Annotated in this window: 12 protein-coding genes; 9 read left to right on the top strand and 3 right to left on the bottom strand. The window is 35.9% G+C overall.

The window, feature by feature from the left end; all coding sequences use genetic code 11:
* The first annotated feature begins 22 nt into the window (after window positions 1-22).
* Both LUA91_RS08130 and LUA91_RS08125 read left to right on the top strand, forming a co-directional pair.
* Window positions 23-1228 carry an HlyD family secretion protein gene (locus LUA91_RS08130; protein ID WP_231425550.1) on the top strand — a complete coding sequence of 402 codons (1206 nt, stop codon included), beginning with the start codon at window positions 23-25 and terminating at the stop codon, window positions 1226-1228.
* Window positions 1225-3492, top strand: a complete 2268-nt coding sequence (locus LUA91_RS08125; protein ID WP_231425549.1) for a peptidase domain-containing ABC transporter — start codon at window positions 1225-1227, stop codon at window positions 3490-3492. Before LUA91_RS08130 ends, LUA91_RS08125 begins: the two co-directional genes overlap by 4 nt.
* A 32-nt stretch (window positions 3493-3524) precedes the next feature.
* Here the strand turns inward: LUA91_RS08125 and LUA91_RS08120 are convergent, their stop codons facing one another.
* On the bottom strand, window positions 3525-4715 hold the full coding sequence (locus tag LUA91_RS08120) for a class I SAM-dependent RNA methyltransferase (protein ID WP_231425627.1): 1191 nt from the start codon (window positions 4713-4715) through the stop codon (window positions 3525-3527).
* A gap of 71 nt (window positions 4716-4786) precedes the next feature.
* On the opposite strand from LUA91_RS08120, the gene LUA91_RS08115 reads away from it, so the two are divergent.
* From LUA91_RS08115 to LUA91_RS08105, 3 genes are all read left to right on the top strand, one after another.
* Window positions 4787-5155 (top strand): DUF3127 domain-containing protein, encoded by a 369-nt coding sequence (locus LUA91_RS08115; protein WP_231425548.1) that lies wholly within the window; start codon window positions 4787-4789, stop codon window positions 5153-5155.
* A gap of 207 nt (window positions 5156-5362) precedes the next feature.
* Window positions 5363-7192, top strand: coding sequence for a sensor histidine kinase KdpD (locus tag LUA91_RS08110; protein WP_231425547.1), 1830 nt, complete (start codon window positions 5363-5365; stop codon window positions 7190-7192).
* Between the two features lie 168 nt (window positions 7193-7360).
* Window positions 7361-8056, top strand: coding sequence for a response regulator transcription factor (locus tag LUA91_RS08105; RefSeq protein ID WP_231425546.1), 696 nt, complete (start codon window positions 7361-7363; stop codon window positions 8054-8056).
* Window positions 8057-8146: 90 nt separating this feature from the next.
* Here LUA91_RS08105 and LUA91_RS08100 read toward each other — a convergent pair whose 3' ends face one another.
* Together LUA91_RS08100 and mqnB are read right to left on the bottom strand one after the other, a co-directional pair.
* Window positions 8147-8992 (bottom strand): menaquinone biosynthesis family protein, encoded by an 846-nt coding sequence (locus tag LUA91_RS08100; RefSeq protein ID WP_231425545.1) that lies wholly within the window; start codon window positions 8990-8992, stop codon window positions 8147-8149.
* Between the two features lie 40 nt (window positions 8993-9032).
* A complete protein-coding gene (gene mqnB, locus LUA91_RS08095; protein WP_231425544.1) occupies window positions 9033-9659 on the bottom strand; it encodes a futalosine hydrolase in 627 nt (208 codons plus the stop codon).
* 107 nt (window positions 9660-9766) lie between these two features.
* On the opposite strand from mqnB, the gene LUA91_RS08090 reads away from it, so the two are divergent.
* The 4 genes from LUA91_RS08090 to LUA91_RS08075 all read left to right on the top strand — a co-directional run bounded on the left by LUA91_RS08090 (window position 9767) and on the right by LUA91_RS08075 (window position 15644).
* A complete protein-coding gene (locus tag LUA91_RS08090) occupies window positions 9767-10177 on the top strand; it encodes a 6-carboxytetrahydropterin synthase (RefSeq protein ID WP_231425543.1) in 411 nt (136 codons plus the stop codon).
* Between the two features lie 14 nt (window positions 10178-10191).
* Window positions 10192-10827, top strand: a complete 636-nt coding sequence (gene folE / locus LUA91_RS08085; RefSeq protein ID WP_231425542.1) for a GTP cyclohydrolase I FolE — start codon at window positions 10192-10194, stop codon at window positions 10825-10827.
* Window positions 10828-10944: 117 nt separating this feature from the next.
* Window positions 10945-11826: an ACP S-malonyltransferase gene (fabD, locus tag LUA91_RS08080; RefSeq protein WP_231425541.1), complete on the top strand. Its 882-nt coding sequence runs from the start codon at window positions 10945-10947 to the stop codon at window positions 11824-11826.
* A gap of 89 nt (window positions 11827-11915) precedes the next feature.
* Window positions 11916-15644, top strand: coding sequence for an ATP-binding protein (locus LUA91_RS08075; protein WP_231425540.1), 3729 nt, complete (start codon window positions 11916-11918; stop codon window positions 15642-15644).
* The last annotated feature ends 6 nt before the right edge of the window (window positions 15645-15650 follow it).

Here is a 15650-nt window from a genome sequence, read left to right as displayed (position 1 = left end):
AAATGCGTATATAATTTTTGATATGGATAGTGACAAATACATATTCCCGAAAGAGATCATTGAAAATACTGCCGAGTATCATTTTCATTCTCACAACTCATACACCAAAGTAATTTATCAGGTTATTTTGGTTGTGCTTATAGTTGCATTTTTAGCGCTATTCTTTATTAAAGTTGATGTAAATGTTAAAAGTACAGGCATATTCAGACCAACTGCCGAGCGAAACGAAATCAAACCGCTTATAGCAGGACGTATCGATTCTTTGTACATCAAGGAAAATATGCATGTGAAGGCTGGCCAGGTTTTGTTAACCATTAAAAAAGAAAATATTGAAAGTCAGGATGAATTAAATCAATTCCAGCAAAGTGATGTAGCCGACCAATTATATGATTTACGCCTGTTAATAAATGCCTATCAACGTAATGATTGGTCGAAAAAACTTCCCCTAAAATCTGGCGTTTATGGCCAGCAATATAGTTTTTTTATGCAGAGAGTAACCGAGGCTAAAGCACGGTATCAATTGGCTTATAAAAATTACGAACGCTATGCCTTTCTGTATAAACGGAAGGCAGTTTCTGCATTGGAGTACGATGAAATGAAGCTTCGTAAGGATAATGTTTTTAATGAACTAAGCTTAATAGGAGAAGAGCAGGGAAGTAAATGGCAAACGGAGCTAAATCAACTGAATATTCAAAATCAACAGCTTGATACTAAAGAGAAACAATACGAAGAGGAAAAAGAATTTTATACCATAAAGGCACCATTAACTGGAACAGTACAACAATTGAAGGGTATTCAGCCGGGTAGTTCCATATCTGCCAATGAGATTTTAGGAGAAATTTCACCTGATTCGGGTCTTATCGCAGAAACATATGTTCAACCCAAAGACATTGGATTATTAAAGATTGGAACAAAAGCGAGGTTCCAGATAGATGCCTATAATTATAATGAATGGGGTATGGCAACGGGTAAAGTTTTATCCATCTCGAACGATGTATTCATGCAAAATGAATCTCAGCCATTTTTCAAAGTTCGTTGTTTGCTCGATAAAAACAGTTTAAAACTTAGGAATGGTTATACCGGAAATATAAAAAAGGGAATGACACTCCAAGCCAGATTTTTCGTTACCCGAAGAACACTGTTTCAGTTGCTTTATGATAAAGCTGATGATTGGTTGAACCCGAATGTTATTCCTGAGCGTAAAGAAACCAAAGTTACCAGCCTATGAAAAGCTTAACCCAATTTTTTCAAGCTTTTAAAGCAAAAGTTGCTGCTAATAGAAAAACGAAGAAAACAATTATAAAGCAGCATGATGTAACGGATTGTGGCGCTGCCTGTTTAGCTTCAATATCTATTCATTACGGATTGGATTTGCCAATTGCCCGAATACGTCAATATGCCAGTACTGATAAAAAAGGCACAAATGTGCTTGGTTTAATTGAAGCCTCAACAAGATTGGGGTTTTCGGCGAAAGGAGTTAAGGCAAGTTATGATAACTTGTTTACCATTCCAACGCCTGTAATTGCTCACGTTAATAACAATAACCTGGCGCATTACATTGTTTTGTATAAAGTTACTGAAGATTATGTCGAGGTAATGGATCCGGCTTATGGAGAAATGCAGCGTTTAACACCTGATGAGTTTAGGCAAAAATGGACAGGTGTTTTAATTATGCTCCTACCGGGAGATGATTTTACAGCAGGAACCGAGCGAATATCATTAGAGAAAAGATTTCTCTATCTATTAATGCCGCATAAATCAGTGCTGATTCAGGTATTAATTGGGGCAATATTTTACACAATTTTAGGATTATCTACTTCCATATTTTTGCAGAAAATTGTAGATAATGTGCTGCCCGAAGGGAACACAAATCTTTTAAACCTGATGGGTACAGTAATGATTGTGATCATTCTGCTTCAAATTTTCATCAATTATGCCAAAACATTATTAACCATAAAAACAGGTCAGCAGATTGATGCAAGGCTGATTTTAGGTTATTATAAACATCTTCTAAAATTACCCCAAGCCTTTTTCGATACCATGCGGGTAGGAGAAATCATTTCTCGCATGAACGATGCAGTAAAAATCAGGGCGTTTATTAATGATGTTTTAGTGGGTTTTGCCGTAAACGTTTTCATTTTGATTTTTTCGTTTGCTTTAATGTTTACCTACTATTGGAAACTGGCGCTGATTATGCTTACCGTTGTTCCGCTTTATGCTTTGGTGTATTACGTTTCTAACCGGTTGAATAAAACCACTCAAAGGCAATTGATGGAAAAAAGTGCCGAACTGGAAAACCAATTGGTAGAATCAGTTCATTCGGTAAGTACCATTAAGCGTTTTGGACTTGAAAATTTTTCTAACCTTAAAACCGAAATCAGGTTTATTAATTTGCTTAAAACGGTTTACACATCTGGAACAAATTCATTGTTAGTTGGCAACGCCAGTGGATTTATTTCCAGTACGTTTTCAGTTATTTTACTTTGGGCTGGGGCAAGTTTTGTACTTCAAAATTTAATTACCCCAGGCGAATTGCTGTCGTTTTATGCTATAATTGGTTACTTCACCGGACCAGTAATCAGTTTAATCGGGATGAATAAAGTTTTTCAGGATGCAAGAATTGCTGCAGATAGGCTTTTCGAAATTATGGATTTGGAGCGGGAGAAAACTGAAAACCGCATGGATATTTCACCAGATATGATTGGCGATATCGAGTTTAGAAAAGTAAACTTTAGATATGGAACGAGGGTAACTGTTTTTGATGGTTTTGATCTTCATGTACCGAAAGGAAAAATTACTGCGGTGGTTGGCGAAAGTGGATCGGGAAAAACTACTTTACTTTCGCTACTTCAAAATATTTACCCTTTACAAGCGGGCAATATTATGATTGGCAAATTCGATATTAATTACATCACCAATGAAAGTTTAAGAAAGTTGGTTGCGGTAGTTCCTCAGGATGTGCACTTGTTTGCTGGCAATGTGATTGAAAATATTGCAGTTGGGGAAATGGAACCTGATATGAAAAAAATCATCCGCATCTGTGCCCAATTAAATATTATGGATTTTATTGAGCGTTTACCAAATGGGTTTGATACTTATTTAGGCGAAAATGCAACCAACTTATCGGGAGGACAAAGGCAGCGTTTGGCCATTGCCCGGGCGCTTTATCGAGATCCTGAAATATTGATTTTGGATGAGGCAACTTCCTCACTAGATTCTTCATCAGAAGAACATATTCATAATGCCATTTCTTTGCTTCGCGAACAAGGGAAAACTATTATTTTGATCGCACACAGATTAAGCACTGTAGTTAATGCAGATAAAATTGTGGTTTTAAAAGAGGGGAAACTCATTGAGGAAGGCACACATGCGGCATTGGTTAAACTCGATGGTATGTATACCAGCATGTGGCACAAACAATTCCCGTCTATTACCGAATCTATAAAGAAAACTAGGGTTAGAAAAGTAAAAAATGAGGAGCCTAAAAGTTAATAAATTATCAATCAGGCTCCTTAATATTTAAATTAATTTGTTTCTTGCGTTTCTATAAGAGGCGCTCTCCGCGAACCATCATACAATTCGTATTCAAGCATTCTACAATCTAGCTTTCCATTATAAAATTCTATTTTTCGCGAAGCTTTTAAGCCGATTTTTTTTGCTAAATCTGGGTTTCCGGTAAAAATATAACCAGAATAGCCTTTACATTTAGTTTTCATAAAATCGCCCATACGTTTGTAGGTGAGTTCCAATTTGCTATGCACTCCTAAACGTTCGCCATATTCTGGGTTAAAAACCACTACACCTTGTCCGCCTTCGGGTACAGGAGTAAGTTCGAAATCGCAAACTTCAAATTCAATAAAAGTATCAACACCAGCTGTTTGGGCATTTCGTCGGGTAACTTCAACAGCATCTTCCGAAAGATCTGAAGCAATAATTTTTAAATCAATATTTTTAATTACCTGATCTTTTAGGATTCTTCTTTCTGCGAAAAACTCTTGTTCATCATAACCCAAAATATGCATAAAAGCATAATTCATGCGGTATAAACCCGGAGCACGATTAGTTGCAATGAGAGCGGCCTCAATGGCCAAAGTCCCTGAACCACACATCGGGTTAATAAAAGGTGATTTTTTATCCCATTTGGTGGCATAAATTGCGCCTGAAGCAAGCGCTTCGAGCATTGGCGCTTTTCCAGGTATTTTGCGGTAACCATGTTTCGCCAAAGTTTCGCCAGATGTATCCATAAAAACATCGGCATCAGCATCTTTCCAATATAAATGTACTACGGCTTTGTTCGCATCAGATCCAGAATTTGGGCGGATGCCTTTCTTCTCTTTCATCCGATCTACAATGGCATCTTTAACCTTTAAATTGGCAAAAAGAGGTGTAGTAATATTTGGATTATCCACATTGGAAGTTACAGAGAAATAACCAGCAAAATCAATCAACTCTTCCCACTCAATATTTTTAATTTCATTATAAAGATCATCAGGCGTAATGGCTTTAAAACTTTTAATGGCGTATAAAATCTGACTGGCGCAACGCAAGTTTAAATTTAGCTTAATACACTCCGTAAGGGTGATATTTAGCTCTACGCCAGTTGGAAAGGCTCTTTCTATTTTATAGCCTAAAGCCGTAACTTCATCTTGTAAATACGGAGAAAGGCGCTTATTGCAGGTAATGATTACCTTGCTTTTATTGTGGAAAACTTGCATCATAATGTATGCGAAGTTATCAATAAAATTATAGAGATTTGATTCTTTAAGGTACAATATTAGTATTAGTTATGGAAATTAAAGGAAAAGTACACGAAGTAGGTGCAACGCAGCAGGTAAGTGAAACGTTTAAAAAACGTGATTTAATAGTAGAATTTGCAGAAAATCCAACATACCCAGAATATATCCGTTTTGAGGCTTTGCAAGATAAAACTGCATTATTAGATACATTTAAAGCAGGCGATGAGGTTGAGGTTTTCTTTAATTTACGCGGTCGCCCTTGGACAGATAAAACAGGAAAAACATCATATTTTAATAGTTTGGTAATTTGGAGAATCAATGCAATTGCAGCAGGCGCTCCGGCAACAGCTACTCCAGCTTATGCAGCTCCAGTAGATGTGAGCAATACACCAGGTGAAGATGATGATTTGCCTTTCTAAATAAAGAATCTTTTTAAGCAAACAATTTTGAACCATGCCGAGGCTTATGCCTCGGCATTTTTTGTGGGCTTAACTCTTCATTTCCAGCTCAATAAACCATGTTAAAATATGTTAAAAACATTCTGGTAACTTAGCTATTGAGTATTTTTGATTGCTGTTAGGTTGTAAAGTATTCACACATACGCTGTTCAGCAGAAAATCACATCAATGAAAAAAAGGAGTTTTTGGTTTATTACTGTTTTAATGACGGTGGCTTTGCTCGGCGTTTTTGTAATGCAGTTGTACTACATCAAGGAAGCCTATAACCTAAAATCTCAACTATTTGATGAACAGGTTAACCAAACACTTGCAACAGTAGTTAAAAAAGTAGAGCGGTTAAATGTGGCCAACCACATCAATAAAAAAGATGCTGAAAATAAATTAAAACGTCTGCAGGATGCTAGACAGCGAGCGCTTGATGTTAAAGATTTAAGACAGCAGTATGTTCAGGAATCGGAATTGAGATTTGCCGAACGTGAAAATTTAATTGAGAATTATTTAAATCAGCAAGATAGTATCATCAGGATTTCTTATAGGGCACCAAATGTAATTACCGAACAGGAATACGAATCTTTATCATCAAGAAATGGGCGAAAGTTAGATTTGCAAATGGATGCCATTATTGACATTAAAGGCTTGGTTCTTAAAGGTTATAGCATGCGTACCAAACCATTTGCGCCACCTCCCAAAGCTTTCGAATTCAGAAGCCTGCAAAATTTACCTGATACATTAAGGTATTTGGTTTTCGATCCACGCGATGGTAGTCCAGGTTTTGCAAACGTTGCTAAAATCCCTGATGAGTTTGAAAAAAAATTTAAACGTGAGGATGAAATCGCCAGAAAAAAACTGGAAGTAAAAATTGCAGCATTGGGTAAAGATACTTTGCCTTACAATAGAATGAGTTTAGTAGAGGATGTATCAAAAGAATTGGAAGAGTCTAATATTCCAATTTATAAAAGAATTAACTTTCAGGCACTTGGCGATGTTTTAAAACAAGAATTATTAACGCACAACATCAGTCAAAAACCTTATTATAAAGTTTCGCTGGCAAAAAAGGATTCAGTTTTGTTTATCGAAGCATCGAATACACATGGAGAATTTCTGCCTGAGAATACCTATAAAATACCTTTATTTGGAAACGATTTATTTCGTGATCCGGGGACTCTTATTGTGACATTCCCGAATAAAAACTCGGCAATTTTGGCCAATTTAAGTTTTACTTTAGCCACATCAGTTGGTTTGTTATTGGTGCTGGTTTTCATTTTTTCTTATACACTTTATGCCATTTTAAAGCAGAAGAAAATTTCGGAAATGAAAACTGATTTTATCAACAACATGACGCATGAGTTTAAAACACCCGTGGCTACCATCATGATTGCGAGTGAGGCTTTAAAAGATCCCGAGGTTACAGAAGATAAATCGCGATTAAAGAGATTGGCCAATATTATTTATGATGAAAATGTAAGGTTGGGCAGCCATATTGAGCGTGTTTTAAGTATTGCCAGATTAGAAAAGGGCGAACTTAAAATGGACAATACCGAAGTGGATATGAACGATTTAATCGTAATTGTGTTAGATAGCATGGGGCTTCAACTTCAAAAAAGAAATGCCATTTTAAATGTCAATACCGATGCTGAAAAAGCTACCGTTTTTGGCGATGAGCTTCATCTTTCGAATGTACTTTACAATTTAATCGATAACGCAAATAAGTATAGTTCTGAAACACCCGAAATTACCATCAACACAAGAAATACCAACAATAAACTTTTTATCGAAATTTCAGATAAAGGAATTGGCATGACCAAAGAACAATCGAAGCGTATTTTCGATCAGTTTTACCGCGTACCTACAGGCAATCTGCATGATGTGAAAGGCTTTGGTTTGGGGCTAAATTATGTTCAGGATATTATAAAACAAGTAAACGGGAGTATTAAGGTTAGTAGCGAAAAAGATAAAGGAACAACATTTGAAATATCATTACCTTTATATGAAAGCTAACTATCGGCACAAAAGCTTTATTGGTCGATACTTATCCATTTTGCAACCCTACATTGCTTAACATTGCGGAAAGTTTATTTAAATCACTAAGTAAATTAAACCGACATGCAAACACACAATCAAACTTTTACTGTAGGTAACGCTACTTACGTGAATAAAATAAAGACAATGAAAAAAATACTTCTGGTTGAGGACGATCCAAATTTAGGTTTATTGCTGCAAGATTATTTGCAACTAAAAGGCAAATTCGATGTGGTGCTTTGTACAGATGGGGAAGAAGGATTACGTGCTTTCAATAAGCAAAACTTCGATCTTTGTATTTTGGATGTGATGATGCCTAAAAAGGATGGATTTACTTTAGGGAAAGATATTCGTAAGGTGAATGCGCAAGTGCCTATTATTTTCGCAACAGCAAAAACCATGTTGGAAGATAAATCTGCTGCGTATGATTTAGGTGGTGATGATTACATTACGAAGCCTTTTCGTATAGAAGAACTTTTATTGCGTATAAACGCGATGTTTAAACGTATTTCGAGCAAAACTGATGGTGCAGAAGAAGCACCTGAAACTCAGTTCAGCATTGGAAATTATATTTTCGATTATACAACACAAATTATTACCAATGGTGATCAGCAACAAAAACTTTCAACCAAAGAGGCTGAATTGTTACGTTTGTTGTGCTTAAAAAAGAATACGGTTTTAACCAGAGAAGAAGCATTATTAAGCATTTGGCATGATGATAACTACTTTAACGGAAGAAGTATGGATGTGTTTTTAAGCAAATTGCGAAAGTATTTGAGGGGAGATTCGAACGTGGAGATAATCAATGTACACGGTAAAGGCTATAAATTGTTGGTGAGTTAACAGATTGTTTTTAAACGTTGAAATGTTGGAATGTTTTTGAACATTACAACTTTTTCAACCTTTCAATTTTATAACTCACTTAAATCCTCGCTAAACATACAAATTCGCTTTAATTGGTGGAATAATACCTTTTTCGGCAGCTAAAGTAAATAAAGTATCCACAGCTTTTCTGCCCTCATCGCCTAAATTAATGCTGTATTTATTTACATATAATTCAATGTGTTTATACATCACCGATTCATCCATCGCCTGTGCGTGTTTACGAATAAAATCGATGCCCGATTTTGGATGAGCAAATGCAAACTCTACAGATTGTCGAATTAAACGATTAACCTTAAGCTGAACTTCTCGGTCTAAATTTCTGTTGATTACAATTCCACCCAAGGGGATAGCACAGCCTGTTAGCTTCTCCCAATAATCGCCCAGATCAACGATTTTATTTAATCCTTTATCTTGATAAGTAAACCTGTTTTCATGGATGATCAAGCCTAAATCAATTTTATCTTCCAGCAAAGCTGATTCAATCTCTGAAAAAACCATTTCCTGCTTGTTTTGCAAGTGTGGGTAAGCTATTCCCAATAAGAAATTGGCTGTAGTATACTTTCCAGGGATACCTATTTTTAAGTCAGAATTTGGAGTTTGGAGCCTGGAATCATTTTCATCAAAATGATTTTTGCTAATTAAAAGCGGTCCTACACCAAAGCCCAGGGCACTTCCAGCATCTAACAATGCATATTGATGAGCCACGTAGGCAAACGCATGAAAACTAAGTTTGGTAATATCCAAATCGCCTCTCAAAGCTTTTTGATTTAGCGTTTCCACATCATCGTAACTCACCTCAAACGATAACCCTTCGGTATCTATTTTATGGTGAATTAAGGCGTCGAAAATAAATGTATCGTTGGGGCAAGGAGAAAAACCAAGTGTAAGCTTCATAAATCAAAATTAAGTACTGTGGCAAATTAATCAGTCATAATCAGTTCATTTCTGATATAAAAGAAATCAGCCATTCGTTCAGGTTTTTAATAGCCAAACCAATTTCCCACGTTTCTTTATTTCTCGGCGCAACATAATTTGAAATACTCCTTACTTGCAGGCAATCGATATTTTCTTTCTTACAGGCATAAAAAACAGCAGCACCTTCCATGCTCTCGCTAGTTGGGTTTAATCTTTTTACAATATTATTAATGCTTTTTTCGCTTCCGGTTACACAATTAACTGTTATGCCTTTAACCGATGGCAAATTTGTTATGCGTTTCCCAATGGATTTGAAATGGTTTTCGCCAAAACCTAAATCAGTGATGGTTAAAAACTCATCTCCATTTTCTGCACCAAGCTCAGCGAAAGTATCCTCATTAATGTTTAAAAGGCTTCCCAACGCAATATTTCTATCAAAACAGCCTGCAATACCAACATTAAGCACCAAAATATATTTGTTAGCAGAAAGATACTGACCCAATGAAAATGCCGTAGCTACCATACCCACTCCAGTTATCAATAAATCGAAGTTTTTGCCCTCAATAAAATCACCTTCGGGTAAATTATAATGCTGGTAGAAGAATGCAACCTCGGCTTTTGTAGCCGCCACTACTAGAGTTTTCATAAAGTAAAGGTACTCGATTACGATAATAATCATCCATTTTCCATCTTACATTTTCCATGTCTTCTCTTAAGCCTTTATCCGTATATTTGATCTTTTATTTTAGAGTAATGATTTATATAACGAGAAAAGCATCATTTAACGCTGCCCATAAACTGGCCAGAACCGATTGGGATGATGATAAAAATAACGAGGTTTACGGAAAATGCGCCAATCCGAACTGGCATGGGCATAACTATTGGTTGTATGTTACCGTTAAAGGTGAAATAAATCCCGAAACTGGTTTTCTTGTCGATTTGAAATGGTTAAAAGATGTAATGAATATTTATGTTGTAGATAAAGTTGACCATAAAAACTTAAATCTTGATGTAGATTTTATGAAAGGTAAATTGGCATCTACAGAAAATCTGGCCATTGAAGTTTGGAAACAATTGGAAGCCCCAATTGCAGAAAGTGGTGCAATTTTACATTGTGTAAAAATCTACGAAACCGAAAATAACTATGTTGAATACTTTGGTTAAATCCACAAATATTAATGAGCACTAAAGACATATTAAAAGGCGAATCGAGAGATGGCTATGTAAAAATAGACCGTTATAACGAGGAAAAAATTGAAGCTGTTGCCACACATTATAAAGATATTCTTGGTCAGTTAGGCGAAGATCCAGAACGTGAGGGGCTATTGAAAACACCAGAACGTGTAGCAAAAGCATTGCAGTATTTAACACATGGTTACGATTTAAAACCTGATGAAATCTTGAAATCAGCCATGTTTGAAGAAGATTACAGCCAAATGGTTGTGGTTAAGGATATTGAGGTTTACTCCATGTGCGAACACCACATGTTGCCATTTTTTGGTAAAGCACACATCGCATACATTCCAAATGGACACATTGTTGGCTTGAGCAAAATCCCTCGTGTGGTTGATGCTTTTGCCCGCCGTTTGCAGGTTCAGGAGCGCTTAACTAATGAAATTAGAGACTGTATTCAAAATACTCTAAACCCGATGGGCGTTGCCGTAGTTATGGAATGCAGACATTTGTGCATGGCTATGCGTGGTGTACAAAAACAAAATTCAGTAACCACTACATCAGCTTTTACAGGTACTTTTTTAAGTAACGATAAAACACGGGCTGAATTTTTGAGGTTAATTACAGCAAGTTTAGATTAGTAGAAAGTAGGAAGTAGAAAGTAAAGAGTATAAAGTAGAAAGTATAAAGTAGAAAGTAAAAGGTTGGGCGTTGCAGCTACGCTAATCGCCAAGCGCATTACGCCAAACGCATAAATTATGAGAGCATATATTTTTCCTGGACAAGGAGCACAATTTGTAGGAATGGGTAAAGATCTTTATGAAAACCCACAGGCTGCAGCATTATTTGAAAAGGCAAATGAAATTATCGGTTTCCGCATCAGCGATATCATGTTTAGCGGAACAGACGAAGAACTAAAACAAACTAATGTAACCCAGCCAGCAATTTTTTTGCACTCGGTTATTTTGGCAAAAGTTTTAGGTGCTGATTTTAAGCCAGATATGGTGGCTGGTCACTCACTAGGCGAATTCTCAGCCTTGGTTGCAGCTAATGCGTTAAGTTTCGAAGATGGTTTAAAGTTGGTTATTGCTCGTGCGAATGCAATGCAAAAGGCTTGCGAAGCACAACCTTCAACAATGGCTGCTATTTTAGGCTTGGCTGATGATGTAGTAGAGAAAATCTGCGCTGAGGTTGATGCAGTGGTTGTTCCAGCAAATTATAATTGTCCGGGTCAATTGGTTATTTCGGGTAGTATAGAAGGAATTGATTTGGCTTGTGCAAAGTTAACAGAGGCTGGAGCTAAACGTGCTTTAAAGTTAAATGTTGGCGGAGCATTCCATTCGCCTTTAATGGAGCCTGCAAAAATTGAATTACAAGCTGCAATTGAAGCCACAAATATTTCTGCACCTATTTGTGCGGTATATCAAAATGTTGATGCAAAACCTTATACCGATCCTGCAGAAATAAAAGCAAATTTAATCAAACAATTAACAGGCGCTGTACGTTGGACACAAACTGTTGAAAATATGCTTGCTGATGGAGCAACGGAATTTGTAGAGGTTGGACCTGGCAATGTTTTGCAGGGTTTAGTTAAAAAAGTGAGTCGCGAGGTGCAAACCAGTAGCGCCACTATTGCTTAAAATTCTTCATTTTAAAATAATTTCGACGCCATAAACAAACCGTTTATGGCGTTGTTTTTTATCAATATTTAATATCTTTATCAAAATCGATGAAATTGAGCTTTGGTGTAAAAATTAGATTTCTACTGCTTGTATTAGGTTGCTGCCTTATCGTAACCTCAATATCGCTAAGCAGATTTACAACCAAAAGTGATTTGTTGGAACGCGATGCGAGGGAAGTTCAACAAAACCTGCTTATAAAGGAAAATGATGTTGCCGCGTTTTTAGCTAACAAAAACGAAGTTGCAAAAGCAAAACAGTTTCATAACAATCCGAAAAATGCCATTGATTTCTTAAATGTTTACAGAAAAGTAAAGGGCATTAATCTGCTCACTTTCCAAAACAATCAATTAAAATTTTGGAGTACTTACCGTGTTACCGATATCGATCCTCGAACAATTAAGGAAGGAAGTTCTGTACTATTTTTTTCCAATGGATGGTACGAGGTTATTAAAAATACCCAGGGCGATTTCAATTTGGTTTTCCTGATTTCGATACAGTCACAATATCCTTTTAAAGAAACCCAATATTTTAAAAACGATTTAGATCCGCTTTTATCTAGCTCAAGGTTACTCACGCTGGCTTCATTTACCGATAAAGACGTATATAGTATCAGAAGTATTGATAATAAATTTTTATTCGGATTAAAAGTAAAACCTGGTTATATAGACGATTATTATTCGGTTACCCAATTATGGCTTTTCGTAGCAGGATTATTGAGCATTTGCATGTTTTTTAATTCCTTAAGTTCGTTAATCGCAAGAAAGGGCCATATTGCTTGGGGCACATTACTTTTAATGGCATTCTTTTTAACGTTTAGACTTTCCGATTTGTATTATGGATGGTTCAATCACCGATTTCCGCTTGATCTTTTTGATCCCAAAATATATTCTGAAAGCTTCCTCATGCCTTCATTGGGCGATTTTTTATTAAACGTAATTTCCCTCACTTGGTTGCTGTTATTTATGTACAACCACAAAGAGCAGTATAAATTTGGAGCTTACATCAGGAAGAGCAAAGTACTTGGCATTATTATACATGTTTTGTTTTTAGCCTTCATTTCCACAATTGCCTATTTCAGTGATGAAGTTTTTTTTGGATTGATATATAACTCTAAGATTAACTTTGAGATTATTAATATCCTAAAATTAAGTGGCTCGAGTTGGGTAAGTATTGTAATTCTTTGTTTGGTTTGGTTCCAGATTTACTTAATAACCATCATTTCGGCAACGGTTAGCAAGCAACTTAATGTGAGCAATAGGGAAAGGCTTATCATTTTTTTAACCGGTTTTGCAGTAGTTTTTATTTATAAACTTACCACTGATTTTACTGCTTTTTTCATTGTTTTTGCGTTCATACTTTTAATTGTTTGCAGAAGCATTTATAACGAAAAAGCTAAGTTTTCTATTGGTTTATTTGCTATTGTATTTTTTTGTTTGGCATTTAACACATCTATTAAATATATCAAGTATAAGGATATTACCGAGCGTAACCTTCGCGAGCCTCTTGCCCGTAAAGTACAATCGTCAGAAGATCCGAATGCAATTGTGGCGCTTGGAAGTTTAGAGGGTCAGTTACTTAAGGATGATTTTTTAATTAGATATTTTAATCAAAATGGTAAATCGAATTATTCGGTACTCAAAAATCACATAAAAAATTATTTAGATGGATATTTAAGTCGTTACGATTATCAAATCTATCCATACGATAAAACCGGCATTGATATCAGTAATCCGAATGGGCAACCTTTTAGAAAATATAAAGGACTGGTAGAATCTGGTTCGGTTAAAATAGATGGTGCAAATTATTTCTATCAGGTTAATAATACTTTTGGTTATCAGGATTATTTTGGAATTATCTCTGTTGTAAATAAAGGAAGTTTATTAGGAACTTTAGTCATCGAACTTCGATCAAAACCTTATAATTATAACAATAGATTGCCAGATTTGCTCGGAGATCAAAAGCTGATCAGAGATGAAGATTTTAAAGGATATTCAATAGCACTATATAGTAATGATCGATTATTAAATCAGTCTGGAAATTACACCTATCCCTTAGATGGTAGAATTTTTAAAGGCAAAAAAGATGATTTTGTAACGAGCAGTGATAATTCATTAGATTATAGCCACTTGATATATAAACCAACTGACAGTAAGATGGTGGTAATAAGCAAGCAAAAGGTGGGTTATGTAGAGCGTTTGGCAGCACTATCCTTTTTCTTTTTAGTGTTTATTATCTTCTCATTGGTATTATATGGATTAATTTGGTTAATTAAAAATCTTGATGATGAACGTGTGGGTTGGTTTAGCATTAATCGATCACTGATGATTAATGCCAATAAAATCCTGTACAAAACACGGATCCAATTATCCGTAGTATTATCGGTGGTGGCCACATTATTAATTGTTGGTTGGGTAACTTACTATTACATGAACAACGAATATCGGGGACAACAAACCATATCCATTAAAGATAAAATAAGGAAAGTACAGCAGAATTATGAAAAACAGGTTTTTAGTGAAGGTATAGTTGAGGATGAAGATGCAGTGGCTGATTTCATTAATTTTGCCGATGTTAATAATGTCGATTTAAATTTATATAACACCCAGGGCAATTTGTTGATGACTACTTATCCAAAGCTTTATAATTCAAAAGTTATTGGAAGAAAAATGGGACCACTAGCTTATACCTACTTGGCCAAATTAAAGCGATCTGAATATATTAATGATGAGGAGAAGATTGGTAATTTAACTTATGCGGCTGCCTATGCGCCAATACGAAATGCTCAAAATAAAACTATCGCGTATATTGGTCTGCCTAACTATTCAAACGAAGAAGAATATTCAGATAAGATTGCGCTTTTTGTAAGTAACCTGATTAATATTTATGCCCTGGTGTTTGTGGCGGTGGGTGTTTTAGCTGTGTTTTTGGCCAACCAGATTACAAGCCCTCTAACTTTCATTCAGGAGAGCATTAGCAGAACCAGAATTGGACAGCGTAATGAGCCAATTGTGTGGCGGAGGCATGATGAAATTGGCTCATTGATTAAGGAATACAATGGAATGATAGCTGCCCTCGAAGCCAGCGCAGTTAAATTAGCCCAATCAGAAAGAGAGAGTGCCTGGCGTGAGATGGCAAAACAAGTTGCTCATGAAATTAAAAATCCATTGACACCGCTTAAATTAGGTGTTCAGTTACTGGAAAAGTCATGGCGAGAAAATGATCCAAATTTTGAACATAAATTTAACAAGTTCAGCAAGTCTTTTATCGAGCAAATTGATAGCCTTTCGAAAATAGCATCAGAATTCTCGAATTTTGCTAAAATGCCCGATACCAATTTGGAGAGGTTGGATATCATGCCTGTGATAGAACAGGCCCGCCAGGTTTATAAGCATAGCGATAATGTAGAAATCAATGTGCTTAATAAGGCTGGAAATAGTATCCGCATTCTGGCTGACCATGATCAATTATTGAGAACCTTTAATAATCTATTCAAAAATGCAATTGAGGCTATTGATGATGAATCTCACTGTTGTATTAGTGCGGTACTGTATAACGATGATGAATTCGCATATATCGAGATAAAGGATAATGGAAAAGGAATTCCGGCGATATTACATGATAAAATTTTCGTACCTAACTTTACTACAAAATCGTCAGGTACTGGTCTTGGGCTGGCGTTTGTAAAACAGGCCGTAGAAAATGCGGGTGGAACAATTAGTTTTACTTCAGTTATTGATGTAGGAACCACATTTTATTTAACCTTTCCTTTAGCTTAATTTGGA

The sequence above is a fragment of the Pedobacter sp. Leaf250 genome (assembly GCF_920984735.1).
GTDB lineage: Bacteria > Bacteroidota > Bacteroidia > Sphingobacteriales > Sphingobacteriaceae > Pedobacter.
Note: the sequence above shows the minus strand (reverse complement) of the source record. Positions and strands in the feature narration are given on the sequence as shown.

Bases quoted from the DNA above. Each gene is read 5' to 3' on its own strand.
- LUA91_RS08090 (WP_231425543.1), top strand. From the start codon at position 9,767: ATGATTTATATAACGAGAAAAGCATCATTTAACGCTGCCCATAAACTG.
- LUA91_RS08120 (WP_231425627.1), bottom strand. From the start codon at position 4,715: ATGCAAGTTTTCCACAATAAAAGCAAGGTAATCATTACCTGCAATAAG.
- LUA91_RS08100 (WP_231425545.1), bottom strand. From the start codon at position 8,992: ATGAAGCTTACACTTGGTTTTTCTCCTTGCCCCAACGATACATTTATT.
- fabD (WP_231425541.1), top strand. From the start codon at position 10,945: ATGAGAGCATATATTTTTCCTGGACAAGGAGCACAATTTGTAGGAATG.
- folE (WP_231425542.1), top strand. From the start codon at position 10,192: ATGAGCACTAAAGACATATTAAAAGGCGAATCGAGAGATGGCTATGTA.
- LUA91_RS08130 (WP_231425550.1), top strand. From the start codon at position 23: ATGGATAGTGACAAATACATATTCCCGAAAGAGATCATTGAAAATACT.
- LUA91_RS08105 (WP_231425546.1), top strand. From the start codon at position 7,361: ATGAAAAAAATACTTCTGGTTGAGGACGATCCAAATTTAGGTTTATTG.
- LUA91_RS08115 (WP_231425548.1), top strand. From the start codon at position 4,787: ATGGAAATTAAAGGAAAAGTACACGAAGTAGGTGCAACGCAGCAGGTA.
- LUA91_RS08075 (WP_231425540.1), top strand. From the start codon at position 11,916: ATGAAATTGAGCTTTGGTGTAAAAATTAGATTTCTACTGCTTGTATTA.
- mqnB (WP_231425544.1), bottom strand. From the start codon at position 9,659: ATGAAAACTCTAGTAGTGGCGGCTACAAAAGCCGAGGTTGCATTCTTC.
- LUA91_RS08125 (WP_231425549.1), top strand. From the start codon at position 1,225: ATGAAAAGCTTAACCCAATTTTTTCAAGCTTTTAAAGCAAAAGTTGCT.
- LUA91_RS08110 (WP_231425547.1), top strand. From the start codon at position 5,363: ATGAAAAAAAGGAGTTTTTGGTTTATTACTGTTTTAATGACGGTGGCT.